The organism is Methylobacillus sp., from assembly GCF_036844465.1.
In the GTDB taxonomy this organism is placed as follows: Bacteria; Pseudomonadota; Gammaproteobacteria; order Burkholderiales; family Methylophilaceae; genus Methylobacillus.
Genome location: NZ_DAIUFW010000002.1, coordinates 182,689 through 207,240, shown reverse-complemented (window position 1 = coordinate 207,240; position 24,552 = coordinate 182,689). Strand labels below are relative to the sequence as shown.

At 54.9% G+C, this 24,552-nt stretch carries 25 protein-coding genes; 3 read left to right on the top strand and 22 right to left on the bottom strand.

Annotation, left to right across the window (positions count from 1 at the left end):
* The 14 genes from V7Z75_RS03350 to rpoE all read right to left on the bottom strand — a co-directional run bounded on the left by V7Z75_RS03350 (position 1) and on the right by rpoE (position 12,133).
* Entirely contained in the window at positions 1-807 is an 807-nt protein-coding gene (locus V7Z75_RS03350; protein WP_334107196.1) for a tRNA threonylcarbamoyladenosine dehydratase, read from the bottom strand.
* Positions 797-1,738 carry a surface-adhesin E family protein gene (locus tag V7Z75_RS03345; RefSeq protein WP_334107195.1) on the bottom strand — a complete coding sequence of 314 codons (942 nt, stop codon included), beginning with the start codon at positions 1,736-1,738 and terminating at the stop codon, positions 797-799. Before V7Z75_RS03345 ends, V7Z75_RS03350 begins: the two co-directional genes overlap by 11 nt.
* A gap of 3 nt (positions 1,739-1,741) precedes the next feature.
* On the bottom strand, positions 1,742-2,122 hold the full coding sequence (acpS, locus tag V7Z75_RS03340) for a holo-ACP synthase (protein WP_334107194.1): 381 nt from the start codon (positions 2,120-2,122) through the stop codon (positions 1,742-1,744).
* 10 nt (positions 2,123-2,132) lie between these two features.
* On the bottom strand, positions 2,133-2,858 hold the full coding sequence (pdxJ, locus tag V7Z75_RS03335) for a pyridoxine 5'-phosphate synthase (RefSeq protein WP_334107387.1): 726 nt from the start codon (positions 2,856-2,858) through the stop codon (positions 2,133-2,135).
* Positions 2,852-3,583, bottom strand: a complete 732-nt coding sequence (gene recO / locus V7Z75_RS03330) for a DNA repair protein RecO (protein ID WP_334107193.1) — start codon at positions 3,581-3,583, stop codon at positions 2,852-2,854. Before recO ends, pdxJ begins: the two co-directional genes overlap by 7 nt.
* 207 nt (positions 3,584-3,790) lie before the next feature.
* Complete coding sequence (era, locus tag V7Z75_RS03325) at positions 3,791-4,681, bottom strand: GTPase Era (RefSeq protein ID WP_334107192.1); 891 nt, start codon at positions 4,679-4,681, stop codon at positions 3,791-3,793.
* Positions 4,678-5,358, bottom strand: coding sequence for a ribonuclease III (rnc, locus tag V7Z75_RS03320; protein ID WP_334107191.1), 681 nt, complete (start codon positions 5,356-5,358; stop codon positions 4,678-4,680). The genes era and rnc overlap by 4 nt, the downstream gene beginning before the upstream one ends.
* Before the next feature lie 72 nt (positions 5,359-5,430).
* Positions 5,431-5,796, bottom strand: coding sequence for a DUF4845 domain-containing protein (locus V7Z75_RS03315; protein ID WP_334107190.1), 366 nt, complete (start codon positions 5,794-5,796; stop codon positions 5,431-5,433).
* Between the two features lie 12 nt (positions 5,797-5,808).
* Positions 5,809-6,555 (bottom strand): signal peptidase I, encoded by a 747-nt coding sequence (gene lepB / locus V7Z75_RS03310; RefSeq protein ID WP_334107189.1) that lies wholly within the window; start codon positions 6,553-6,555, stop codon positions 5,809-5,811.
* 37 nt (positions 6,556-6,592) lie between these two features.
* A complete protein-coding gene (lepA, locus tag V7Z75_RS03305) occupies positions 6,593-8,386 on the bottom strand; it encodes a translation elongation factor 4 (protein WP_334107188.1) in 1,794 nt (597 codons plus the stop codon).
* A 107-nt stretch (positions 8,387-8,493) separates the two neighbouring features.
* Complete coding sequence (locus tag V7Z75_RS03300) at positions 8,494-9,927, bottom strand: DegQ family serine endoprotease (RefSeq protein ID WP_334107187.1); 1,434 nt, start codon at positions 9,925-9,927, stop codon at positions 8,494-8,496.
* A gap of 168 nt (positions 9,928-10,095) precedes the next feature.
* Complete coding sequence (locus V7Z75_RS03295) at positions 10,096-11,046, bottom strand: MucB/RseB C-terminal domain-containing protein (protein WP_334107186.1); 951 nt, start codon at positions 11,044-11,046, stop codon at positions 10,096-10,098.
* 8 nt (positions 11,047-11,054) lie between these two features.
* On the bottom strand, positions 11,055-11,507 hold the full coding sequence (locus tag V7Z75_RS03290; RefSeq protein ID WP_334107185.1) for a sigma-E factor negative regulatory protein: 453 nt from the start codon (positions 11,505-11,507) through the stop codon (positions 11,055-11,057).
* On the bottom strand, positions 11,507-12,133 hold the full coding sequence (gene rpoE, locus V7Z75_RS03285; RefSeq protein ID WP_334107386.1) for an RNA polymerase sigma factor RpoE: 627 nt from the start codon (positions 12,131-12,133) through the stop codon (positions 11,507-11,509). Before rpoE ends, V7Z75_RS03290 begins: the two co-directional genes overlap by 1 nt.
* Positions 12,134-12,331: 198 nt before the next feature.
* Here rpoE and nadB point away from each other — a divergent pair, with 198 nt between their 5' ends.
* Complete coding sequence (gene nadB, locus V7Z75_RS03280) at positions 12,332-13,966, top strand: L-aspartate oxidase (protein ID WP_334107184.1); 1,635 nt, start codon at positions 12,332-12,334, stop codon at positions 13,964-13,966.
* A gap of 38 nt (positions 13,967-14,004) precedes the next feature.
* Here the strand turns inward: nadB and V7Z75_RS03275 are convergent, their stop codons facing one another.
* Positions 14,005-14,469 (bottom strand): protein YgfX, encoded by a 465-nt coding sequence (locus V7Z75_RS03275; protein WP_334107183.1) that lies wholly within the window; start codon positions 14,467-14,469, stop codon positions 14,005-14,007.
* 23 nt (positions 14,470-14,492) lie between these two features.
* On the opposite strand from V7Z75_RS03275, the gene ygfZ reads away from it, so the two are divergent.
* Positions 14,493-15,497, top strand: coding sequence for a CAF17-like 4Fe-4S cluster assembly/insertion protein YgfZ (gene ygfZ, locus V7Z75_RS03270; protein ID WP_334107182.1), 1,005 nt, complete (start codon positions 14,493-14,495; stop codon positions 15,495-15,497).
* A 69-nt stretch (positions 15,498-15,566) separates the two neighbouring features.
* The gene (locus V7Z75_RS03265) at positions 15,567-15,920 is read left to right on the top strand and encodes a DUF3147 family protein (protein WP_334107181.1); all 354 of its coding nucleotides are present in this window, start codon (positions 15,567-15,569) and stop codon (positions 15,918-15,920) included.
* A gap of 40 nt (positions 15,921-15,960) precedes the next feature.
* Here V7Z75_RS03265 and V7Z75_RS03260 read toward each other — a convergent pair whose 3' ends face one another.
* From V7Z75_RS03260 to mtnA, 7 genes are all read right to left on the bottom strand, one after another.
* Positions 15,961-17,409: a sensor domain-containing diguanylate cyclase gene (locus V7Z75_RS03260; protein WP_334107180.1), complete on the bottom strand. Its 1,449-nt coding sequence runs from the start codon at positions 17,407-17,409 to the stop codon at positions 15,961-15,963.
* A 14-nt stretch (positions 17,410-17,423) separates the two neighbouring features.
* Positions 17,424-17,750, bottom strand: coding sequence for a cell division protein FtsB (ftsB, locus tag V7Z75_RS03255; protein WP_334107179.1), 327 nt, complete (start codon positions 17,748-17,750; stop codon positions 17,424-17,426).
* Positions 17,747-19,030 carry a phosphopyruvate hydratase gene (gene eno / locus V7Z75_RS03250; RefSeq protein WP_230347670.1) on the bottom strand — a complete coding sequence of 428 codons (1,284 nt, stop codon included), beginning with the start codon at positions 19,028-19,030 and terminating at the stop codon, positions 17,747-17,749. The genes ftsB and eno overlap by 4 nt, the downstream gene beginning before the upstream one ends.
* Before the next feature lie 41 nt (positions 19,031-19,071).
* Complete coding sequence (gene kdsA, locus V7Z75_RS03245; protein ID WP_334107178.1) at positions 19,072-19,911, bottom strand: 3-deoxy-8-phosphooctulonate synthase; 840 nt, start codon at positions 19,909-19,911, stop codon at positions 19,072-19,074.
* A gap of 5 nt (positions 19,912-19,916) precedes the next feature.
* The gene (locus V7Z75_RS03240) at positions 19,917-21,545 is read right to left on the bottom strand and encodes a CTP synthase (protein ID WP_334107177.1); all 1,629 of its coding nucleotides are present in this window, start codon (positions 21,543-21,545) and stop codon (positions 19,917-19,919) included.
* A gap of 281 nt (positions 21,546-21,826) precedes the next feature.
* Positions 21,827-23,290 (bottom strand): NAD(P)H-hydrate dehydratase, encoded by a 1,464-nt coding sequence (locus tag V7Z75_RS03235; RefSeq protein WP_334107176.1) that lies wholly within the window; start codon positions 23,288-23,290, stop codon positions 21,827-21,829.
* Positions 23,274-24,398 carry an S-methyl-5-thioribose-1-phosphate isomerase gene (gene mtnA, locus V7Z75_RS03230; protein ID WP_334107385.1) on the bottom strand — a complete coding sequence of 375 codons (1,125 nt, stop codon included), beginning with the start codon at positions 24,396-24,398 and terminating at the stop codon, positions 23,274-23,276. Before mtnA ends, V7Z75_RS03235 begins: the two co-directional genes overlap by 17 nt.
* Positions 24,399-24,552 lie beyond the last annotated feature (154 nt).

Below are 24,552 nucleotides of genomic sequence, written 5' to 3'. Positions count from 1 at the left end.
TTACTCTGCCAGCAATATCTTGAGCACTTCCGCGGCCGCCATCATGCCGCAGGATGCGGTGACTGCCACCGACGAGCCGTAACCAGCGCAATTCAGGCCTGTGATTGCTTCGGTATCCGTACCGCAAGCGGCTTCTGGCTGTCGCAGAGGCTCATCTGAATAGACACAGGCAATACCGAATTTCTGCAGCTTCTTTTTGCTGCCGGGCTTGTTGCCGTCCAGCCCTTTCGGGAATCCATGGTCGCGGCGCAACTGGTTGCGTACTTTTGCCAATAGCCTGTCGCCATGAACTTCCGCCAGGTCCGCCACCTTGATGCGCGCAGGATCGATACGTCCACCTGCACCACCCGCCATCACCAGCGGAATACGGTGCCGACGACACCAGGCAGCCAGCGCCACCTTGGCGCGTGCATCATCAATGGCATCCAGCACCACGTCATATGGCCGACTCAATAGCGCGTCAAGGTTATCAGGAGTAATGAAATCTTCCACTTCCCGCACTTCTGCCAGCGGGTTGATCGCCTGCACCCGCGCGGCCATTGCCGTCACTTTTGCCATGCCAAAATTGCCCTCCAGCGCATGCGACTGGCGATTGACATTCGATTCGGCAATATTGTCCAGGTCCACCAAAGTCAGCTTGCCCACCGCACTGCGCGCCAACGCCTCCACAGCCCAGGAACCCACGCCCCCCATGCCGATCACGCATACATGGGCCTGCTGAAAACGCTCCAGCGCCGCTGCTCCATATAATCTGCGCACGCCGCCAAAACGACGCTCGAAGTCGATGTGCTGATGCTCAGTGCTCATTCAACGGCTCATCACACTCGGCTGCACGAATCTGGCGCTGGTATTCATCTAGCCGGTGAATGGCGCAATGATTCTTTTCTACTGTGTCAGCAATGCGGGAAAGTTGATCGAGATATTGCTGCATGGCATCGCAATACAATGCATTGGCATCGACCTCAGCCTGCACTTTCCCTTCCAGCGCCTGCAGCTCGCTCAATGCCGCCTTGCAGGCATCTTCCTGGAACGGGTTGCGCGCCTGTTTGGGAGGGGGACTACACACCGCCTTGGCGAGATGCTGCGCCGTGGCTGATTTGCTGACAGGAGCGTAAGGTTGCGGAGTATCGAACAATGATTCGGTCTTGCCGTTACGCACGCGCTGCGCCTGCAATACCCTGAACGTCTGTTGCGCGCAGTCGAATTGCAGGGTGCTCAGCGTCTGCTCGTTCTTGTTGAATGGCTTGACTCGGGTATTGACCGTGAATATCGTGCTTGAGTCCAACCCGTTGGAAGATGTATGCAGCGAAGCACGGTCAAGCGCGACCTCACCTGTATTGCTGTTGCTGACCACTTCCCATTGTGGCGGCCTGGCTACCTGCGGCGCTTGCGCGCAGTAGCGTTGCTGCAACAGGTCCGGCAAGGAGCCTGGGCTGATGACCTCTTCAGCGCGGGGCGCATCAAACCTGACCACCTGCTTGCCATCCTTTAACTGGACACCTTTCAGGTAGCTGAAGCGGTGCGTTTTGCAATCCACCTGCAATGTCGTGATCCAGACACTGGCATCCGCCTGGTCGACCCTGGTCTGCGCGCTAAATAAATGTCCGGCAGGCTGCCGCACCACGCTGGCATGATCAACATAATGCTTGCCAGCGCTGCTTTCACCTGCCAATTCCCACTGCTCGGCATTCGCCGAAAATCCCGCAATCAGCAGGATCAAACTTAATACAACACGCATTGCTCAGTCTTTTTCCAGCACCACAAAGGCAGCAGCAAGCATTTTCTCATCGCTGATGGAAAGGTGCAGCCTGCTCACCCCTTTTTCCTCCAGCCATTGCTGCAACACAGGCGCCAACTGCAATTCCGGCTTGCCCAGCGCGTCATGCCCGACCCCGATATTGCCGAAGCTGGCCGCGCCGCGGATGCCGGTCCCCAGCGCCTTGGCAAAGGCTTCCTTGGCCGCGAAGCGTTTGGCGAGGAACCTGGCCTTGACGTGGCTGGCCTGGTATTCCGCCCATTCCACGTCATTGAGGATACGCTGGGCGAAGACATCGCCAAAGCGATGGAGAGATTCTTCTATGCGCACAACCTCGACAATATCGGTGCCTATCCCGTAAATCATGGCTGGCAGCTTAGTTCGACTTCTGCACGATCAAGGCCTTCATCTCGCGCACTGCGTATTCCCACCCTACGAACAGGGCATGCGCCACGATGGCGTGGCCAATGTTGAGTTCCTCGATGCCCGGAATTGCAACGATTTCATGCACGTTGTGGATATTGAGGCCATGCCCGGCATTGACAGTCAAACCAAGCGACAGACCATGGTCCACCGCCATGCGGATGCGCTGCAGCTCGGTGAGCTTCTCGGTAGTGGTTTCCGCTTCCGCGAATGCGCCGGTGTGTATCTCAATCACCGGTGCACCTGCTGCCTTGGCAGCTTCCACCTGCTCCAGATCCGGCCCGATGAACAGGGAAACGCGGATACCGGCATCGGCCAGCGTTTTGCAGGCGGCCCTGACTGTGCCCAAATTGCCAGCCACATCCAGTCCGCCCTCAGTCGTACGTTCCTCACGGCGCTCGGGCACCAGGCAAACATCCTGTGGCTTGACCTTGAGCGCGATACCGACCATTTCATCGGTCACCGCCATTTCCAGGTTCATCTTGGTTTGCAGCAACGGGCGCAAGGCAAATACATCGGCATCCTGAATATGGCGCCTATCCTCGCGCAAATGGATGGTGATACTGTCCGCCCCTGCCTCTTCCGCCCGCAAGGCAGCCTGCACCACGCTGGGATATTGGGTGCCGCGCGCCTGGCGCAGGGTGGCTACATGATCGATATTGACGCCTAGCTTCATAATGCCTGTAGATCCATGAGTAATTGTCGGGTATGCAAGGGTTTGTCGTTCAGATAATGCGCCAGCAGGAGCCGCATCAACTGCTTGCTCTGCTGCTGGGTTAACGGGTCGCTGTAATGATCCTGAGCCATGTCGAGCAAGGTCTTGCCGGTTAATTGTACGCTATTTGCCTGTGGCACATGTCCGCTCGCACGCATTGCGCCATGCTCCACAGCGTAAGAATACACCTGTCCAATCTGCACATCATTACCCTCAGCATCATGCTGCAACGGCACCGCATAACCCAGTTCCTGCAACAGTTTCAATTCGAAACGGCGCAGGGTGGTTGCTGGCGGCACCTGTTCCTGGGCAAGGATGCGCAAAGTCTGCCCATAGTAATCAAACAAGGCATCATGCCCATCCTCACGCGGCAGCAGGCGTAACAGCAGCTCATTGAGATAAAAGCCGCACATCAGCGCTTCGCCGCGTAACAACAGCAACCCGGAACCCCATTCCATACTGTGCAGGTTCTTGAGTTCCGCCTTGCCAGACCAAGTCGCCTGCAAGGGCTGGAAAGCCTGCAGCATACCGCGCATGGCCGAACGCGGACGGCGCGCGCCCTTGGCGACAGCAGCTACTCGCCCGAATTCGCGGCTGAACAGCTCGACGACCAGGCTGGTTTCCTTGAAGGGATAAGTGTGCAGCACGAAAACTGGCTGGTTGTCTTGGCGATAAATGGTAACGGCCATGAGTGACTGTCAGGTATCAACGATAAAGGTCAATCGCGTTTTATAGCATTGAATGAAAAGTGGTCTGAGAATTTACCATACACCCCAACCCCAACTCAGACGCAGCTTGCGTGCTGAGGCAAAGACAAGGCGGAACGGCGCAGACAATACACCAAGTACGGCAAGCCGAGGCAACGCAGTATTTGCCTCAGCACGCAAGCTGCGTAATTAGTAGCCCAGGGACTTGAGGGCTCGTTCATCATCGGCCCAGCCACCCTTGACCTTGACCCAGGTTTCCAGCCAGATTTTGCCGCCGAACAGCTTTTCCATATCCTGCCGCGCCTCGGTGGAGATACGCTTGAGCTTTTCACCGCCCTTGCCGATCAGCATGGGCTTCTGGCTTTCCTTATCCACGATGATGGCGGCATGAATGCGGCGCAGATTACCTTCCTGCTCGAATTTCTCGATTTCTACAGCCACGGAGTAAGGCACTTCGTCGCCAAGCAGACGGAAAACCTTTTCGCGCAGCAGTTCAGCGGCGAGAAAACGCTCGTTACGGTCGGTCAGTTCATCTTCACCATAGATCGCTTCCTGCTCCGGCAGTTGCTCGCGCACCGCAGCCAGCAACTGATCAAGATTGAGATTACGCTTGGCACTGACCGGGATAATGCCGGTAAAGCTGAACTCCTGGCTAAAGGTCTCAATCAACGGCAGCAGTTGCGCCTTATCTTCCATCAGGTCGGCCTTGTTGATGACCAGAAATACCGGCTGGTTTCTCGGCAGCAAGCTCAGCACCTTGCGGTCGGCATCGCCCAGCTTGCTCGGCTCTACCACGAACAGCACCACGTCCACCTCGCTCAACACTTGGGTAACAGTGCGATTCAGCGTGCGGTTCAGCGCATTGATATGTTTCTGCTGAAAGCCCGGCGTATCTACAAACAGGTATTGGGTATCATCCGTGGTATGAATACCCAGCAAGCGATAGCGTGTCGTCTGCGCCTTGCGCGAGGTGATGCTGAGCTTGAGTCCCAGAATATGGTTGAGCAAGGTGGATTTGCCCACGTTGGGGCGCCCGACAATGGCGACAGTGCCGCAGCGGAATGCGTTATGTGAAGTCATTTTTTTCCTTTTTCGAGCAATTGCTCGTAGGCAAACTGGGCGGCCTGTTGCTCACCCGCACGGCGGCTGGAACCCTTGCCCTCAGTCGTGATCTGGAACTTGGCAATATGGCATCTGACATGAAAAATCTGGCAATGTGCCTCGCCCTCGGTGGCCAGCACCGTATATTCCGGCAGGTCTATCTTACGGCCCTGTAAAAACTCCTGCAGCAAAGACTTGGCATCCTTGCCGATAGCTTTGGGGTCTATGCTTTCCAGCCGCGGCAGGAACAAGCGTTTCACCAGCGCTTCGGCAGCCGGATAGCCGCCATCGAGGAAAACCGCGCCGATAATGGCCTCCATGGCATCAGCCAGCACCGATGGCCGGCGCCAGCCGCCGCTCTTGAGCTCGCCTTCACCCAGCCGCAGAAATTCGCCTACATCCAGGCTGGCCGCCACTTCACTCAAGGTCTGCTCCTTGACCAGCTGGGCGCGCAAACGGCTGAGATCGCCTTCCGGCAGTTTGGGAAAGCGCTGGTATAGCTGATGGGCAATGAGGAAATTCAGTACGCCATCGCCAAGAAACTCCAGGCGTTCGTTATTACCGACAGAATGGCTACGGTGCGTCAAGGCTTGCGTCAGCAGCTGCTTGTCCTTGAAATCATAAGCAAGCTGCCGCACCAGGCTATTCTGGCTCATGACGACAACCTGGAAATAAGGGAAACAAGGCCCGTGCATGATGATGCACAGACCCAGCGGAACAACAGGCCATCAACGGACATTGTCGGTTGAAGCCTCGAAATCGAGTAATACACTGACATTGGAGAACAAGGGCACTACCACCTGGTAATCAACGGAAAGCACGGTCTTGCCGTTTTCGTCGCGCAGGAAGGCAAGGTCTTTTGCACCGATACTGCGGATATCGTCAATGGTCGCGCTCTTCTGGAAAGCGCTGATCATGTCTGCCTTGCTCATGCTGGAAAATGCCGGATCATGGGCAATGCGGGCTATTGCCTTTTTCACGGAAAAATACTCGATATAAGAAGGCGCCAGCTTCATCGCCAGCATTGCGAAAAACAGACCAACCGCAATCACGACGACAAGACTCAGGAATGTCAGACCTTGCTGTTTTTTCATGCCGGCTCCCCTTTATTTAATCTTGGTGCCAATTCTGCCAAAGTCATCAAAATTCCACCAGATCAAAAATGCCTTGCCCACGAGGTTATCCTCGGGCACAAAACCCCAGACACGGCTATCCTTACTGTTATCACGGTTGTCACCCATGGCGAAATAATGACCTGGCGGCACTTCCACCTCACCATCGAATGCCATGCCATTTTCTTCGATGAGGATGTTGTGTTGCTCATCTCCCAGCTTTTCGTTGTAACGCTTGGTAACAATCATATTGAGGCCGGAACCGACATATTTGTAGTCATCGACATACTCGGTCGGCACCGCCTGTCCATTTACATAGAGGCGCTTGTTGCGATAGGCGATCTGATCACCCGGCACGCCCACGACACGCTTGATATAGTCGATGGAAGGATCAGGCGGGTAATGGAAAACGAATACATCGCCACGCTGCGGATGACCAACTTCAAAAAAGGTATGGTTGAGGATAGGCACGCGCAAGCCATAGCTAAACTTGTTGACGAGGATGAAATCACCAGCCAGCAAGGTTGGCATCATGGAACCCGAAGGAATCTTGAACGGTTCGATAATGAAGGAGCGGATCACGAATACCGCCAGGATCACGGGGAAAAAGCTTTTGGAATACTCCACGATCACCGGATCAGGGGCATCGGGGTCGCGCTTCTTGCGCCAGAACAGGCTGTCCAGTAACCAGATGATACCGGTCAGCACCAGTACCGCCACCATGAACAATGCAAACATCATTTCCCTTCCACCTTATTTATACTGCGGTTATTCAACCTTATTTATCTTCCACACGCAGAATCGCCAGGAACGCTTCCTGCGGAATTTCGACGTTACCCACCTGCTTCATGCGCTTCTTGCCTTCTTTCTGTTTCTCCAGCAGTTTCTTCTTGCGGGTGATATCGCCGCCGTAACACTTGGCGAGCACGTTCTTGCGCATGGCTTTCACGGTTTCGCGCGCAATGATGTTGGCACCGATGGAGGCCTGCACCGCAATATCGAACATCTGGCGCGGGATCAGCTCGCGCATCTTGGACACCAACTCGCGGCCGCGGTAGACGCTGTTTGCACGGTGCACAATCAACGACAACGCATCGACGCGCTCACCGTTGACCATGATATCCAGCTTGACCAGATCAGCTGCACGGAATTCCAGAAATTCGTAATCCATGGAGGCGTAGCCGCGTGAGACGGATTTCAGCTTATCGAAGAAATCCAGTACCACCTCGTTGAGTGGCATTTCGTAGCTCAACATCACTTGACGCCCCATATATTGCATATTGCGCTGGATGCCACGCTTGTTGTTGCACAAGGTCATCACCGGGCCGACATAATCCTGCGGCATCAACAAGTTGATGGTGATAATAGGTTCGCGAATCTCGGCAATGCGCGATGGCTCGGGCAGACGCGAAGGGTTCTCGATCTGCACCACTTCGCCGCTCTTGAGCAGCAGCTCGTACACCACCGTCGGCGCGGTGGTGATGAGATCCATATCGTACTCGCGCTCCAGGCGCTCCTGCACGATTTCCATGTGCAACAGACCGAGGAAGCCGCAACGAAAACCAAAGCCCAGCGCACTGGAATTTTCCGGTTCGAATTGCAGCGACGCATCGTTGAGGCGCAGTTTTTCCAATGCTTCGCGCAAGGCTTCAAACTGATTGGATTCAACAGGATAAAGTCCAGCGAACACCTGCGGCTTGACCTCCTGGAATCCTGGCAATGGCTCGCTTGCCGGCTTGTCCGCCAGCGTGATGGTGTCGCCCACCTTGGCACTGGTCAGCTCCTTGATACCTGCGATGATGAAACCCACCTCACCTGCAGACAGCGAAGGACGTTGACGTGATTTGGGCGTGAATACGCCAACCTGCTCGCAAAGATAGGTCGTCTTGGTCGCCATCATGCGGATCTTGTCCTTGGGCTTGAGCACGCCATCCACTACGCGCACCAACATGATCACCCCGACGTAGTTGTCGAACCATGAGTCGATGATCAATGCCTTGAGCGGTTTTTCCGGGTCGCCGACCGGCGGCGGAATTTTGGCAACCATCATCTCCAGCACATCCTGCACACCCATGCCGGTCTTGGCGGAACAGCGCACTGCTTCGGAAGCGTCGACGCCGATCACGTCCTCGATTTCCTGCATCACGCGTTCAGGATCAGCAGCAGGCAGGTCGATCTTGTTGAGGACAGGCACCACCTCCACACCCTGGTCGATCGCGGTATAACAATTTGCCACGCTCTGCGCTTCCACGCCCTGCGACGCATCCACCACCAGCAATGCGCCTTCACACGCTGCCAGGGAGCGGCTGACTTCATAGGAGAAGTCGACGTGTCCCGGCGTATCAATCAGGTTGAGATTGTAAACCTGCCCATCCAACGCCTTGTATTCCAGCGCGGCTGTCTGCGCCTTGATGGTAATGCCGCGTTCGCGCTCAATATCCATGGAATCCAGCACCTGGGCCTCCATTTCACGGTCGGAAAGACCGCCACACAATTGGATGATACGGTCAGCCAGTGTGGATTTGCCGTGGTCAATGTGCGCGATGATAGAGAAATTGCGAATATTCTTCATGGAGTTATCTAGATTTGAGCCAAGTAAAGAAGGGCGCCGCAGCGCCCTTTTACAACATATTATTGGAGTCGGATTCTACCGCAAATACCGGCTCTTAGCATGCTCTATTACTTGCCTATCTTGACTGGCACATAGAGGGTATTGTTTTCCCGCTGCACCAGCAACGCGATGGTCTTACCCGCCTGCACGGCATTGACCTGCTTGGTGAACTGCTCCAGACTTTGCACCTCGGTATTGTTCAAGGCCAGGATCAAATCGCCACGGCGGATACCCGCCTGCGCGGCATTGCCTTGTGCATCCACCACAACCAGCGCGTTGCGGCCATTCAGGTTACGGCGCTGTTGGGGCGCCAGCTCACGCAAGGTCAGCCCCAGTTTATTGGCCTCAGGCTTGGCATTGGATGGCGCAGAAGCCACGACTTCATCCTTGTCGACAGGCATTTCTCCCAAGGTAATGCTCAGCACCTTGGTGGAACCCTTGCGCAGCACTTCCACAGGCACTTGCTTGCCTGGCTTGGTTGTGCCGACGATACGCGGCAAATCCACAGATGTCGTCACGGGCTTGCCGTCAAACTTAACCACTACGTCGCCTGGTTCCAGGCCGCCCTTTTCAGCTGGGCTACCCTTTTCCACCCCAGCAACCAATGCACCGCTGGTACCCTTCATGCCAAAGGATTCTGCCAGGTCCTTGGTGATTTCCTGGATGCCGATCCCGAGCCAACCACGCGCCACGCGGCCAGAAGCCTTGAGCTGGTTGGATACATCAATCGCCACATCGATCGGAATTGCAAAGGACAAGCCCATGTAACCTCCGGTCCGGCTGTAAATCTGGGAATTCACCCCAACCACCTCACCCTTGAGGTTGAACAGCGGACCGCCCGAGTTGCCGGGATTAATGGCCACATCAGTCTGGATGAAAGGCACGAAATTCTCCTGCGGCAAGGCGCGTCCCTTGGCGCTCACCACACCCGCCGTCAGGGTGCTCTCCAGGCCGAAGGGCGAACCGATCGCCACGACCCATTCGCCGACCTTCAATTGCTCAGGATTACCGATGGTGACCTTGGGCAGGCCGGTCGCATCAATCTTGAGCAATGCCACATCCGTGCGGCGGTCCGTACCTATGATCTTGGCCTTGAACTCGCGCTTGTCGTTGAGCTTAACGATCACTTCATCCGCCTCGCGCACTACATGGGCATTGGTCAGGATATAGCCATCATTGCTGATAATGAATCCGGAGCCAAGCGACTGGGATTTGTATTCAGGTTGCTGTGCTCCCCCAGGCCCACGCGGAGCGCCAGGAAAGCCCGGAATACCGAACCGACGGAAAAACTCGTTCAGCGCTTCATCATCAGGCATGCCTTGGAATGGCGGACCACCAGAACCTGCCTGCATTACCTGCGTCACACTGATATTGACAACCGCCGCCCCTTGCTTCTCTGCCAGCTCCGTAAAATCGGGCAACTCCTTCGCCATAACCGGTGTTGCTGCCATAAACCCTACCGACAACCAAACTGCTGAAACTGCAATGAGTTTCTTGAACATTGATTCACCTCGTTAATACGTCATCTTCATACGCTGTCTTAACCGCCAACAGCCAACTCTCACATCTTTCGCGCACAGCACCATTTCTTATGGCTGCAAGTCAGATCTACTTAAGTCACTGAAATTTAATATTAAACTCCCTAAAACCGCTTGAGTATCAAATGATGTTTACTTGAAACTGACCACACTGCCAATCCGCGCCACCGTCTCGGCAGGAACCTCACCTACCACGAGAACTTGATAACCCTTGCTGACGTTGGCATAAAAGTGAGTTGCTCCTTTCGAGGTCTGGCCTATCTTGGGACGAACACCTTTGGACAAAGGTTCAATGAAGAGGGAAACGGAAGCCAGTCCATCAGTGAACAATACCTGAGTAACTGGTGCCGATTTTCCAGGCACCATGCGGGTTACCTGCTCCACCTTGCGATAACCTGGGGGCAATTCACCTATGGTCCAGTTAGCGACAGCCTGGGCAGGTCGCGCCTTGGTTTCCTCAAGAATATAGTGCTTACCTTGATCGACATTGGGATGGAACCAGTCCATGCCCTGATCCTCCACCATGTTCACCTGGCTGAAAACCATCTGTTCCAGCATTTGCTTCTGGTCATTCATCATCAGCGACTTGAGCAGCAAGCCACATTCCCTATCCATCCAGAATTTATAGGCATAACGCAGGGTATCGCGCGGATCAAGGAAAACCACCCTTCCCTCCCGGCCTGCAATACGCTCTATATTGCCCACTCTCGCCTGATAGCCGATTTTGAGATGTTCTATATCATCTGGGAGCACTGCTGGAAACAGGTTATGCGCCCGACGTTTTTCCATGATGACGGTTTCATTCTTGGAACTAAAAATGACTACATCACCGCCCTGGCTGAGCATTTCACGAGGCGTACCGTCCAACACTACCATACGGGCATATTCACCATGACCGGTATTGGTGTGAGTGATCTGGACTGATTTGATATGGTCGCCCGCCTGATAAATAAATACCCCTTTGTAACTCAGGTCGCGAGCTGCATGAACAGCTTTCTGCAACATAAGCCAGGGGTCTTCAGATTCAGCATGAGTAACCACAGCCGGGATTGCCAGCAGCACCGCCAGCAGAAAACGCCTCATCTACAGCACTACTCCGAATAATTAGCAGGTTGGATATAGTAAGCGGAGTTATTGGAAGCTTGAGACTGATGGGCCAGCCAATAGTCATCAGGTACGCTCTGGGCAATTTCCATGGGTATTGCTTCAGTATCGCTCTGGACTTGCTGTTGCAACACCACCCAGCCAACAAAGGCAATAGCAGAGACAGAAGCAGCCACAGACCAGATCCGGCTACTTTTGTAGATGGCTTGCTTGCGCTTGACCGCTGGCACCAACAACACTGGCTCATCATCCAAGCTAGCCAAGAGCCGTTCGGTAAAATCCTGTTTAAACACAGGGTCACCACGCATGATATCGCCAACCAAATGATAATCAGACCATGCTCGCGTGGATTCACCACCGGATTTCAAAGTCGTATACAGATACTCTGCATCCTCTAGCGCCATGTCTCCATCCATCAGCGCCGAAATCTGACTTTTCATTACCATCTCCTGTCTTCGGGGGTGTCCAGCAAGGGACGCAACTTCTGTGCAATCGTTTCTCGGGCGCGAAAAATACGCGACCTGACCGTACCAATCGGACAGTCCATCATGGTGGCGATTTCCTCGTAACTCAGACCTTCAATTTCACGCAAGGTAATCGCAGTGCGTAATTCTTCCGGCAACCCTGCTACAGTGTCATTCACGGTTTGGGCAATTTCCTTGCCCAGCAGTTCGGTTTCCGGCGTATCCATGGTACGCAGCTCATTCCCATCCTCGAAATTTTCTGCGTCCTCAATCTCAATATCGCCCGTTGCCTGCGGCCTGCGGCCCATGGCAACCAGGTAATTCTTAGCCGTATTGATGCCGATACGGTACAACCATGTATAAAAAGCGCTATCCCCGCGGAAGCTGGGCAATGCGCGGTATGCCTTGATGAAAGACTCCTGCACTACATCCTCGACTTCCGCCGGATCGCGGATCAGCCGGGAAAGCAGACGGCCAAGCTTGCGCTGGTATTTATCCACGAGCAAACCAAAAGCATGCTTGTCACCACCCTGCGCACGCTCTACCAGTTGCTGGTCAATTTCCCGATTACCCGCTGGCGGGGTTGCTGCCATCGCGGCCATGCTCCCTGTCTGTGTTTTCTTGACAGACGCAGTATAACCGCGCACCCCGGTATCAACGAAGCCCATATGGGAAAATTCCGCAAAATTCTTTGTCTTGATCATGACCTGCCCTTAATAGTTTTTCATGACTAGCTTAGTGGAAGAGACAGCGCTACACTCGCGAAAGTTCACCGTCTTCCACCCATTCTCGGATTCTTAATGCAACAATACGACGTTCTGATCATCGGCAGCGGCTTGGCTGGCCTTACCCTGGCGCTCAAGGTAGGCATGGATAAAAAGGTCTGCCTCATCAGCAAGCGCGGCATCAACGATGGTGCCAGCAACTGGGCACAGGGCGGGATTGCTGCGGTATTGACAGATGACGACTCCACGGAAGCCCATATCCAGGATACCCTGATCGCAGGTGCGGGCCTGTGCGACGCCGCCATCACCAGACTGGTCGCCGAACATGGCCGCGAAACCGTGGAATGGCTGATTGCTGAAGGCGTTCCCTTCACCCGTGAAGACGACGACAGCGGCTTCCACCTCACGCGCGAGGGCGGCCACAGCCATAGGCGCATCATCCACGCCGCCGATGCCACCGGCCATGCCGTGCAAACCACCTTGGCCGCGAAAGTACGCAAGCACCCCAATATCACCGTGCTGGAAGAACATATCGCCGTTGATCTGATTACTGCCGGCAAAGTGAATATGGAAGGCAGCGCCTGTCTGGGCGCATATGTGCTCGACAACACCACTGGCAAGGTGCTGACCATAGGCGCACAGCACACGGTGCTCGCCACTGGCGGCGCAGGCAAGGTTTATCTCTACACGACCAATCCCGATGTCGCCTCTGGCGACGGCGTTGCCATGGGATGGCGCGCAGGATGCCGGGTAGCGAACATGGAATTTATCCAGTTCCATCCTACCTGTCTTTATCACCGCGATGCCAAGTCATTCCTGATTACCGAAGCGGTGCGCGGCGAAGGCGGCCTGCTCAAGTTGCCAGATGGCACCCGCTTCATGCCCTGGCATGATGAACGCGCGGAACTGGCGCCGCGCGATATCGTCGCACGCGCCATCGACTTTGAAATGAAAAAACGCGGGCTGGATTGTGTCTACCTGGATATTTCGCACAAGCCTGCGGACTTCATCCTCTCCCACTTCCCGACCATCTATCGCAAGTGCTTCGAGTTGGGCATCGATATCACACGCGACCCCATTCCCGTGGTACCCGCAGCGCATTACAGTTGCGGCGGCATCATGACCGATCATATTGGCCGCACCGACATTCCTCGCCTCTATGCCATCGGCGAAACCGCCTGCACCGGACTGCATGGCGCCAATCGTCTCGCCAGCAACTCATTGCTGGAATGCCTGGTATTCGGCCAGGCAGTAGCCAATGACATTCTCGAACAGCCGCCAATACTGGAAGTTACCCTGCCATATTGGGATGAAAGCCGCGTTACCGATGCAGATGAAGAAATCATCATCACCCATAACTGGAGTGAACTGCGGCGCACCATGTGGAACTACGTCGGCATCGTCCGCACCAACAAACGCCTGACCCGCGCCCTGCACCGCATCCACCTGTTGCGCGACGAGGTACACGAGTTCTACAGCAACTTCCGTATCAGCAACAACCTCATCGAACTACGCAATCTGTTGCAGGTGGCCGAATTGATTGTGCAAAGCGCCATGGAGCGCAAGGAAAGCCGTGGCCTGCATTACAGCAAGGATTACCCGTTCACGGCTGAAGAGGCAGTCCCCACCGTGCTGGAACCTTATAACTACTACAGCCTGCTGGACAGCCACCACGGTCATGCAGAAGATCAATTTCCTCTCACTGACTAATGCATTCTGTGGCGCAACGCGGCGCCGTATTGACCATCTCAAATTTCTTCTACCAGCTTATGGCTACCCCAACGCAGCCATACCCGCAGTCTCCTGAAGGGCTCCGCCTCCACGGCATCCGGCAAAATCAGGCAGCTAGCCCGCCCTTGCTCAAGCTTGAGATTGAGTACGGTCAGGTTAGCTGTCACCAGGCTACTGCCCTGCACTTGCGCAGCATGACGTAGTCCGTTACGCATGGTCACCCAGAGTTTTCCCTCATGATCCAATTCAATCAATACCAGCGATTCCGTGTATCTGCGCCAGGCATCGCGCCATACATGCCACGCCACCATCGCAATCACCCCCGCCACCATCATGCACTGCCACCACCACGCCCAAGGTAATAACATGATGGCGCAAACCGCCATACCGCCCATCGCGGCAAATAGGCATGCGAGCAAGAATGACGGCCCCAGAATCATGTTCACCGGCTTCACGCTATAATGTCGCTGGCTTTTTTGCATATTATTTATCCAGAGGATTACCCATGAGTCAGTGGCATCAGTTCCTGTCCGCACAAGGCGCTACAGTGCAGGATGGCGTTATTCATTTTTCCAATGCAGCGGGCGCTGACGATAGCATCATCGCCGATTTGTCGCATTATGGCTTGTTATCTCTCGAGGGTGAAGATGCCGTCACTTTCCTGCAAGGCCAAGTGACCAATGACGTCAAAAAACTTGATGGTAGCGCTAGCCATTACAGCGGCTACTGCTCACCCAAAGGCCGGTTGCTGGCCTTGTTTTTTGCCTTTGCACAAGATGGCAAGTTGTACCTGCAATTTGATCGTGGCTTGCTTGAGCCGATTGCCAAGCGGCTACGGATGTATGTACTGCGCTCCAAGGTGGTGATCACCGATTTGAGTGAGGCAAGTGTGCGCATTGGAGTGGCTGGCGACAAAGCGATCACTGCGCTGAATGCGCATTTTGGCACGCTTCCCGAAACCGAATATGGCGTAGTACAGCAGGATGGCACGACGCTAATCCGCTTACCCGGCGCACTGCCACGCTATGAGGTCATCAGCCCAGCAGCACAAGCTGCCGAACTCTGGACCACACTCAGCCAACATCTCACACCTGCTGATAAGGCAGATTGGGATTGGCGCGAAATCCAGGCGGGGATCCCCGAGATTGTGGCGGCGACACAAGAGGCCTTTGTGCCGCAAATGGTCAACCTGGATATTCTTGACGGGATCAACTTCAAGAAAGGCTGCTATACCGGACAGGAGATCGTCGCCCGCACGCATTATCTGGGCAAGGTCAAGCGCCGTACCCAGCTTGCCCATATCACCAGTGAGCATGCGCCAGCAGCGGGAGATGAAGTGCTAGATGTCAGCGGCACAGCAGCAGGTCAGATTGTCCGCAGCGCACGCCATCCTGACGGTGGGTACGACGTACTGGCAGAATTACGGCTGGAAAGTGTAGAGGCCGGTAGTTTGAGCTGGCAAAGCCAAGTACTAGAAATACGCACCTTGCCTTATTCATTGGAAAAATAAACCAAGAAATTACCCCCTGGCAGGCCGGGCTGACCTGCGTATGATATTTTTTCATCAGGAGCCAGTGGCATGGGGTGGTTAATCACCAAATATTTGCTGACAGCTGGTGTCGTCGTGCTGGTGTCAGAAGTCGCCCGGCGCAACGACAAGCTGGGTGCCCTGTTAGCAGCGCTGCCATTAGTCACGCTGCTTGTACTGATCTGGCTACATCTTGAATCTCAGGCAGAAAGCAAGATCGCCAATCATGCCTGGTATACCTTCTGGTACGTCATCCCCACCTTGCCGATGTTCCTGGCATTCCCCTGGCTGTTACCAAGACTGGGTTTCTGGCTGTCGATCTTGGCAGGCATTGTCATTACCTTGCTGAGTTTTGGCCTATTGGCACTGCTGTTGCGTCAGTTCGGCATTGAATTGTTGCCTTGAGCATAGTTCATAGCAACTGATCATTATGCTCGTACAAGTATCAGGCGCGACTGACGCTCACTTGATTACGTCCGGCCATCTTGGCGGCATACATGGCTTGATCTGCACGCTCCAATACTGGTTCAAGCTTTTCCCCGGCGCGAGCCACAGCAACGCCCAAGCTCGCAGTCATTGATATCTGTGTGCCTTTGTAGTCAACCAGCTCGTGCTCGATAGCGCTACGTATCTTCTCGGCCAACAGCATGGCGTTGTGCTCATCGCAATCCTTCATCACGATGAGGAATTCTTCCCCACCCCAACGACAAACGAAATCAGCAGCACGGGTATTAGCCTTGATAGTACGTGCCATCTGGGTCAGAACATGGTCACCGCCCAGATGGCCCAACCTGTCGTTGATGGACTTGAAATGATCAACGTCGAGCACAATGAACGCCAGGGTACTACGCGCACGCTCGTTCTCGTTAAGGAAGACATTAATCACGACGTCGAAAGCACGACGGTTAGGCAAGCTGGTCAAGGTATCTGTGGTAGCCATCTTTTCCAGCTTATCTTGATACCTGCGTAACGCTACGTGGGTCAATGTCACCACAATCGCAGTGATCACCAAGCATAGTAAAAGATTGATATGCAATGCTTGGCGGATGTCACTAGTGGCCTCTTGCTCATCCTGCCCCACAAATAAGTACCAGTGCAATTCAGGGATATAGCGCACATTGACTAGCTGTTGGGTCTCGGCATCCTCATATTGAAAGCTGCCACCATGGTTGCCCTCTTTTGCCAGCACCTGCTGGAAAATACCAGCCAACCCTGGCTTTTTATGCATGCTATGACCGACGGCATGTTGCTTGCTGCCAGATAGGCGAATAACGCCATCTGGATCGACAAAATAGACATCCCGTTTGAATCTCTCCTGGTAATGGCTGATAAGTTTTTGCACCGAATCTACCGTCAGCCCAACCCCAACTGCACCGAGATATTGGCCTGCATAATCCTGTACCCGGTAATTGATGAAAATGGTCAAGGCATCGGCATGAGCCATATCCCTATCTACATTAATCTCATAGGGGTTCTGCATCTCGCGCACGCGGTAATACCAGACATCCCGCTCCTCACCAGGCTCGACCTGTTTGAGGATGCCTTTGCCATAGTAATAATTCCTCGTGCGATCAGAGACAAGGAAGGTAACGAAGGCACCATATTGTGTCTGTACTTCCTGCAAGTAACGACTGATCTTGTCTACCTCTGCCTCACCATCAAGCACCCAATCCCGCAGGAAAGTATCTGAAGCCATCATGGACGATATAAAAATCGGCCTGATGAGGTCTTTCTGGATCTCAGAATAGATATTGTCAGAGCTTAGAGGCAGCGTGCTATCAACAATGGCATTGTGGATAGACAAGCGTGATACATGGTAACTGACCAGTGAAGTGGCAATAAAGCCGGTTGCCAGAATGGCAATAATGAGGAAGATCAGCTTATGTCTGCTCATAACAGCAGGACAGCTTACTCATGTTGACCAGTTGTCGGTGCAACTGGCTGGGGTGTTGGGCTAGAGGGTATCTGGTCTATCACTTGATAGAACACTTCATCCTGCTTAATCATGCCCAGTTCGCTGCGTGCCCGCTCCTCAATCGCAGTATTACCCTGCTTGAGGTCGCGCACTTCAGCATCCAAGGTATCGTTGCGCAGCTTCAACTCGGTATTGCTGCTTTTCTGCGCAACGATTTTCTGGTTTAAATCCCAGACCCTCAGCCAGCTACCTTTGCCCAGCCACAGTGGATACTGTAGCAAGGCAATCAAGGCCACAAAGATGAGGGTGAGAAGTTTCACTTCAGGTTATAGAACGCTTCTTTGCCTGCATAGCTGGTGGCATCGCCCAACTCTTCTTCAATGCGCAGCAACTGGTTGTACTTGGCGATACGTTCGGAACGCGACAAGGAGCCAGTCTTGATCTGCAAGGCATTGGTTGCCACGGAGATATCAGCAATAGTGGTGTCTTCTGTTTCACCGGAGCGATGCGAGATCACGGCAGTGTAACCAGCGCGCTTGGCAGTCTCGATGGTGGTGAAAGTCTCGGTCAAGGTACCAATCTGGTTCACCTTGATCAGCACGGAGTTACCCACGCCCTTCTGGATACCTTCGCGCAGGATCTTGGCGTTGGTCACGAACAGATCGTCGCCCACCAGCTGTACCTTCTTGCCCAGGCGGTCAGTCAGCAGCTTCCAGCCATCCCAGTCGTGCTCGGACATGCCATCTTCAATGCTGACGATAGGATACTTGTCTACCCAGGTTGCCAAGTAATCGGTGAACTGGGCGGAAGTCAGTTGCAGACCTTCGGATTCCAGGTGATAGAGGCCATCCTTGTAGAACTCGGAGCTAGCGCAATCCAGGCCCAGCAAGATGTCGCGGCCTGGCTCGTAGCCAGCGGCAGTAATCGCCTGCAGGATGTATTGAATCGCAGCTTCGTTGGATGGCAGATCAGGTGCAAAGCCACCTTCGTCACCCACGGTGGTTGCCAGGCCTTCGTTGTGAAGAATTTTCTTCAAAGCGTGGAATACTTCGGCGCCTGCACGCAGGGCTTCACGGAAAGTAGGCAGGCCAGCAGGAATGATCATGAACTCTTGCATGTCCACGCTGTTTTCAGCGTGCGCGCCACCGTTGATGATGTTCATCATTGGGGTAGGCAATTGCATGAAGCCAGAACCACCCAGGTAGCGGTACAACGGTAAGCCTGATTCTTCCGCAGCAGCGCGAGCACACGCCATGGAAACAGCCAGGATCGCATTGGCGCCCAGGCGGCTCTTGTTCTCTGTGCCGTCGAGGTCAATCAATGTCTGGTCGATGAAGCTCTGTTCTTCAACGTCCAGGCCGATGATGGCTTCGGTGATTTCAGTGTTGACGTTTTCAACAGCCTGCAACACGCCCTTGCCCAGGTAACGTGCAGCATCGCCATCGCGCAGCTCAACGGCTTCCTTGGTACCAGTAGAGGCGCCAGAAGGCACGGCAGCACGGCCAATCACGCCGGATTCGAGCAGGACATCTACCTCAACAGTGGGATTACCGCGGGAATCAATGATCTCGCGGGCGATGATATCGACAATTGCACTCATGACTATTTCCTCAGATTGTATTTTGGATTTTTTTCGCCAGCTTACAGGGTATGTTCTATAAAACCAGCTTTTTTCACCACTCGGTCGAGGTCGACCAATACTTCCAGCAATGCTTTCATTTTTGGCAACGGCCAGGCATTCGGACCATCAGACAATGCCTTGGCCGGGTCTGGATGGGTTTCCATGAAGACGCCCGCCACACCGCTGGCGACCGCTGCGCGCGCCAGCACAGGCACAAACTCGCGCTGACCACCACTCTTGTCGCCCTGGCCGCCAGGCTGCTGGACAGAGTGAGTGGCATCGAACACCACCGGACAATTCGTCTCGCGCATGATCGCAAGCCCACGCATATCCGACACCAGGGTATTGTAACCAAAAGAGGCGCCACGCTCGCACACCATGATGGTATCCGCGCCGCCGTTGGCTTCCTTGGCCTTCTGCACCACCTGCTTCATATCGCCAGGTGCGAGAAACTGTCCCTTCTTGATATTCACCGGCTTACCGGACTTGGCGCAAGCTACGATGAAATCCGTCTGGCGGCACAGGAACGCCGGAGTCTGCAACACATCCACCACGGCTGCCACATGCGGCACCTGCTCTTCCGTATGCACATCGGTCAGGATGGGAACGCCGATCTGGCGGCGCACCTCGTCGAGGATTTTCAGGCCCTGCTCCATGCCAAAACCGCGGAAGGTCTTGTTGGAACTGCGGTTGGCCTTGTCATAGGAGGATTTGTAGATGAAATTGATGCCGAGCGCGGAAGCCATCTCCTTGAGCTGGCCGGCCGTTTCAATCGCCATTTCCTGTGATTCGATCACGCATGGACCGGCAATCAGGAACAAGGGCTGGTCTATGCCAACCTCAAAACCGCAAAGCTGCATATTAGTTACGCCTTTCTGTTGGCCAAGGCCGCTGCAATATAGGCATTGAACAATGGATGCCCGTTGCGTGGATTGGAAGTAAATTCAGGGTGGAACTGGCAGGCGACGAACCAGGGATGTACGTCGCTTGGCAGCTCGATCATTTCACAGAGCTGCTCGGTCGGCGTGCGCGCCGACACCACCAAGCCGGCTTTTTCCAGCTTATCCACATAGTTGTTGTTGACTTCGTAGCGGTGGCGGTGGCGCTCGTTGACTTCGGCGCCATAAATTGCAAATGCTTTGGTGTCCGGCACGATGGGGCATTTCTGCGCGCCCAGGCGCATGGTGCCGCCAAGGTCGGAATCCTCGCTGCGCTGTTCCACCTTGCCATCGGCATTCTTCCATTCGGTGATCAGGCCCACCAAGGGATGCGGCGTTTGGTCATCAAACTCGGTGCTGTTGGCATCCTTGAGCCCGGCCACGTTGCGCGCGAACTCGATCACCGCGAGCTGCATGCCAAGGCAGATGCCCAGGTAAGGCGTCTTGCTCTCGCGGGCATAGCGGATGGCGGCTATCTTGCCTTCCGTACCGCGCTTGCCGAAGCCGCCAGGCACCAGGATGGCATCCATCTTCTCCAGCGCGGCGGTGCCGCCCTTTTCCACGTCTTCGGAATCGATATAGTGAATATTGACCTTGGATTCGTTATGTATTCCCGCGTGAATCAAAGCCTCGGTGAGAGATTTATAGGACTCGGTCAGATCTACGTATTTGCCGACAAAGGCAATATTGACCTCGTGCTTGGGATTCTTGAGGGTATGGACAATGCGGTTCCAGCTCGACAGATCAGCAGCACGCGCCAGCAGATTGAGCTTGTGGCAGACAATCTCATCTAGCATCTGCTCATGCAGCATGCGTGGAATGCTGTAAATGGTATCGGCATCCACCACCGAAATCACTGCCTCGGGCGCGACATTGGTGAACAGCGCGATCTTGCGCCGCTCATCCTCGGGAATATCGCGGTCCGCACGGCAGAGCAGGATATCCGGCTGTATGCCGATTTCGCGCAGCTCCTTCACGGAGTGCTGGGTAGGCTTGGTCTTGAGTTCGCCCGCAGTAGGAATCCACGGCAGCAAGGTGAGATGCAGGAAACAGGTATTGTTGCGCCCTTCCTCGAAACCCATCTGGCGAATGGCCTCCAGGAACGGCAGCGATTCAATATCCCCCACCGTGCCGCCGACTTCGACGATAGCGACATCGGCGCCTTCCGCGCCGCGCTTGACGTGCGCCTTGATCTCGTCGGTAATGTGCGGAATCACCTGAACGGTCTTGCCCAGATATTCGCCGCGTCGTTCCTTCTTGATCACGGTTTCGTAAATCTGGCCGCTGGTGAAATTGTTGCGCTTGCTCATGCGCGCGCTGATGAAACGCTCGTAATGGCCGAGGTCCAGGTCAGTCTCGGCCCCGTCGTCGGTGACGAATACCTCGCCATGCTGGAACGGGCTCATGGTGCCCGGGTCCACGTTGATATAGGGGTCTAGCTTGAGCATGGTCACCTTGATGCCACGCGATTCGAGAATTGCGCCCAGACTGGCGGCTGCAATGCCTTTACCTAAAGAGGAAACAACCCCGCCGGTAACGAATACATATTTGGTCATGGAATAAAAACTTTTAGGACATTGCGGACGGGGCTAGATTTTACTGCAAACACCTAGTGGCGACAATTCGGAAATCGCCGTCGTTGCCGCCGCAAAGGGGCTTGTCATGAATATTCGAGTGAATATTCAAGTAGTAAGCAAAAACTCTTGAACATCCGCATCAGGCCCATATGAAACATCCTGGAATGCGTCCGTGCTTCTGCCCGCCGGGAGCGCCTAACAAAACTTGGCAAAGCGCTCGCAAGCAGATCAACAAAGACTAGAAAGTTTAGTAGGCACTTTTACACTCGGTCATATATCCAGCGATTCAGCAACTCACGCGCCGCCAAGGCGACTTCCGACGCGGTCAGTCCGACTGGCCCGACACCTTTCGCTACCAAAGCATCCGCCGCCGCGCCATGCAGATAAACGCCGAGCAGCACCGCAGCTTCCATCTCCATGCCCTGCGCCAGCAAGGCGGCAATGATGCCGGTGAGGGTATCTCCCATCCCGGCGCTTGCCATACCGGGATTGCCACTTTGATTAATGAACCAGCGCCCATCCGGCTGGGCAATGATGCTGCCGCAGCCCTTGAGCACAATAATCGCCTGATATGTTTGCGCCAGCTTCAGAGCGCTGGCGATACGGTCAGCCTGCACTTCGGCATTGGTGCAGCCCAACAAAGTAGCGGCCTCGCCTGGGTGCGGGGTGAGGACAGTGGTTCCTGGGGATCGCTGCCTGAGTTGCGCCTGCAAGTCCGCATGGGCAGCCACCAAATTGAGCGCATCTGCATCCAGCACCATGGGTTGCGACGCATTCAATACCTCGCGCAACACCGCCAGCGCGGCATTGGAAACGCCCAACCCAGGCCCCACTGCCAATACGTTCGACAAGCCAGGCACGCTTCCCACATCGCGCAGCATCAACTCTGGCTGTCCTGCATCCAGCGCCAGTGCCTGGCTTGCCAGTATCCCGCAATAAACCCGTCCCGCGCCCATCAGCAGGGCTGCGCGGGAAGCCAGGATCGCGGCGCCCGCCATATGATCCGCCCCGCCTATCACGCCCACGCTGCCGTTGCTGCCCTTGTGGCTGTTCAGCCTCCTTGGCAATGGCAAGGCAGGCGGCTGGTCAACCAGGGCTCCAGCAGTGTCAGCATGTGCTGTTTCTAGCCCCAAGGTATCGAGATGCACCTGCCCGGCATGATCCGGGCCATCCAGCGTGAACAGGCCGGGCTTGTGGCCGATGAAGCTCAAGGTATGCCGCGCCTGGATAGCGGCGCCCAGCACCCTGCCGGTCGCCATGCACAGACCGCTGGGAATATCCAACGCCAGCATCGGTAAGTTAAGGGCGTTGATCTGGCCAACCAGGTTGCAATAACGCGCATCCAGGTCGCGGGTCAGCCCAATCCCGAACAAGCCGTCGATCACGAGCTGCCAGCATCCATGAGCCGGTATCTCCGCGAGCAACTCTCCGCCTGCCGCTACCCAGGCAGCGTAAGCAGCAGCGGCATCCAGCGGCAGTTTGTCCTGCTCGCCGGTGAACACCACATCCACCCGATTGCCGCCTGCCTTGAGAATGCGGGCCGCCACCAATGCATCGCCGCCGTTATTGCCTGGCCCGGCCAATACCAGCACGGCAGACGCCTGGTCAATCAGTAGTTCGTAGGCAAGTTGGGCGGCGGCCAGACCGGCTTTTTCCATCAGCCCTTCCGTTGCATGGATTACTTCCATATCCCGCAACTGATCCAGACTATATAAAGGTTTCATCAACAAGCTCCTTGGCATTGGCGAGACTCAACACAGCCTCAAGCGCCGCAGGCGCATAACAACCATATTCGGTAATGATGCCCGTCACCAATCGGGCGGGCGTGATATCGAAGGCCGGATTTGCCGCCATGCTGCCCTCCGGTACCAACCGTATTGTTTCAATGTTGCCTGCGCTGGTGATGCCGCTTATCTGCGTCACTTCTTCGGTCGCACGCTCCTCAATCGGGATTTCGCGTAATCCATTTGCAATCCGCCAGTCTATCGTCGGCGTGGGTACTGCCGCATAAAATGGCACCTGGTTATCATAAGCAGCCAGCGCCTTGAGGTAAGTGCCGATCTTGTTGCAAACGTCGCCACATCGGCTTACCCGGTCGGCGCCGACAATCACGCAGTCCACCCTGCCCTGCTGCATCAGGTGCCCGCCTGCGTTATCGCAAATTACCGTATATGGCACGCCATGCTGCTGCAGTTCCCACGCTGTCAAACTCGCCCCCTGATTGCGTGGCCGGGTTTCATCCACCCATACATGCACATCCAGCCCGGTATCGAAAGCGGCATAAACAGGCGCCAGCGCCGTGCCCCAATCCACAGTCGCCAGCCAGCCTGCGTTGCAATGCGTGAGAATATTTAGCCTTTCCGTCCGGCCAGCGGCCAAGGTTTGCAGCAACGTGAGGCCATATTGACCGATCGCCCGGTTGATTTTGACGTCCTCATCTGCAATACGACTTGCCTCCTGCCATGCAGCTTCGCAGCGCTGCGCCACAGGCAGCGTATGCAATATATTCATCATGCGCTCCACCGCCCAGCGCAGGTTGACTGCAGTCGGCCTGCTTGCCAGCAAGCGGCTTGCCGCCATCTGCAGATGCCCATCAGTCAAGCCTGCCTGACACGCCAGCGCCATGCCATAGGCTGCTGCCGCGCCGATCAGAGGCGCTCCCCGCACCTGCATGGTTTTGATGGCATTGACCATCCCATCCACGGAATCCAGCGTCACAATGCGCAACGCATGCGGCAAAGCGGTTTGATCAATGATATTGACTTGTCGCTGGTGTATAGAAGCAACTGGCGCTGCCCAGATCGTCCGAAACTGTTGTTGACCTATTTTCATTTTTGGGGCTGGAAACAAGAAATATTCCTATCCACAATTTCTGTGGATAATTTTGTGGATAGCTGTGACTTAAAATTGTAACGTCTCAATTCATAATGGTTTTTTGGAATCGCTCAAAAAATGAACTTTTTAAAAATTATTTAAAAAATCAATA

Excerpts from the sequence above, each read along its gene's own strand:
- V7Z75_RS03350 (WP_334107196.1), bottom strand. The coding sequence starts at position 807 with ATGAGCACTGAGCATCAGCACATCGACTTCGAGCGTCGTTTTGGCGGC.
- V7Z75_RS03345 (WP_334107195.1), bottom strand. The coding sequence starts at position 1,738 with ATGCGTGTTGTATTAAGTTTGATCCTGCTGATTGCGGGATTTTCGGCG.
- acpS (WP_334107194.1), bottom strand. The coding sequence starts at position 2,122 with ATGATTTACGGGATAGGCACCGATATTGTCGAGGTTGTGCGCATAGAA.
- recO (WP_334107193.1), bottom strand. The coding sequence starts at position 3,583 with ATGGCCGTTACCATTTATCGCCAAGACAACCAGCCAGTTTTCGTGCTG.
- era (WP_334107192.1), bottom strand. The coding sequence starts at position 4,681 with ATGACTTCACATAACGCATTCCGCTGCGGCACTGTCGCCATTGTCGGG.
- rnc (WP_334107191.1), bottom strand. The coding sequence starts at position 5,358 with ATGAGCCAGAATAGCCTGGTGCGGCAGCTTGCTTATGATTTCAAGGAC.
- V7Z75_RS03315 (WP_334107190.1), bottom strand. The coding sequence starts at position 5,796 with ATGAAAAAACAGCAAGGTCTGACATTCCTGAGTCTTGTCGTCGTGATT.
- lepB (WP_334107189.1), bottom strand. The coding sequence starts at position 6,555 with ATGATGTTTGCATTGTTCATGGTGGCGGTACTGGTGCTGACCGGTATC.
- lepA (WP_334107188.1), bottom strand. The coding sequence starts at position 8,386 with ATGAAGAATATTCGCAATTTCTCTATCATCGCGCACATTGACCACGGC.
- V7Z75_RS03300 (WP_334107187.1), bottom strand. The coding sequence starts at position 9,927 with ATGTTCAAGAAACTCATTGCAGTTTCAGCAGTTTGGTTGTCGGTAGGG.
- V7Z75_RS03295 (WP_334107186.1), bottom strand. The coding sequence starts at position 11,046 with ATGAGGCGTTTTCTGCTGGCGGTGCTGCTGGCAATCCCGGCTGTGGTT.
- V7Z75_RS03290 (WP_334107185.1), bottom strand. The coding sequence starts at position 11,507 with ATGAAAAGTCAGATTTCGGCGCTGATGGATGGAGACATGGCGCTAGAG.
- rpoE (WP_334107386.1), bottom strand. The coding sequence starts at position 12,133 with ATGGCCGCGATGGCAGCAACCCCGCCAGCGGGTAATCGGGAAATTGAC.
- nadB (WP_334107184.1), top strand. The coding sequence starts at position 12,332 with ATGCAACAATACGACGTTCTGATCATCGGCAGCGGCTTGGCTGGCCTT.
- V7Z75_RS03275 (WP_334107183.1), bottom strand. The coding sequence starts at position 14,469 with ATGCAAAAAAGCCAGCGACATTATAGCGTGAAGCCGGTGAACATGATT.
- ygfZ (WP_334107182.1), top strand. The coding sequence starts at position 14,493 with ATGAGTCAGTGGCATCAGTTCCTGTCCGCACAAGGCGCTACAGTGCAG.
- V7Z75_RS03265 (WP_334107181.1), top strand. The coding sequence starts at position 15,567 with ATGGGGTGGTTAATCACCAAATATTTGCTGACAGCTGGTGTCGTCGTG.
- V7Z75_RS03260 (WP_334107180.1), bottom strand. The coding sequence starts at position 17,409 with ATGAGCAGACATAAGCTGATCTTCCTCATTATTGCCATTCTGGCAACC.
- eno (WP_230347670.1), bottom strand. The coding sequence starts at position 19,030 with ATGAGTGCAATTGTCGATATCATCGCCCGCGAGATCATTGATTCCCGC.
- kdsA (WP_334107178.1), bottom strand. The coding sequence starts at position 19,911 with ATGCAGCTTTGCGGTTTTGAGGTTGGCATAGACCAGCCCTTGTTCCTG.
- V7Z75_RS03240 (WP_334107177.1), bottom strand. The coding sequence starts at position 21,545 with ATGACCAAATATGTATTCGTTACCGGCGGGGTTGTTTCCTCTTTAGGT.
- V7Z75_RS03235 (WP_334107176.1), bottom strand. The coding sequence starts at position 23,290 with ATGAAACCTTTATATAGTCTGGATCAGTTGCGGGATATGGAAGTAATC.
- mtnA (WP_334107385.1), bottom strand. The coding sequence starts at position 24,398 with ATGAAAATAGGTCAACAACAGTTTCGGACGATCTGGGCAGCGCCAGTT.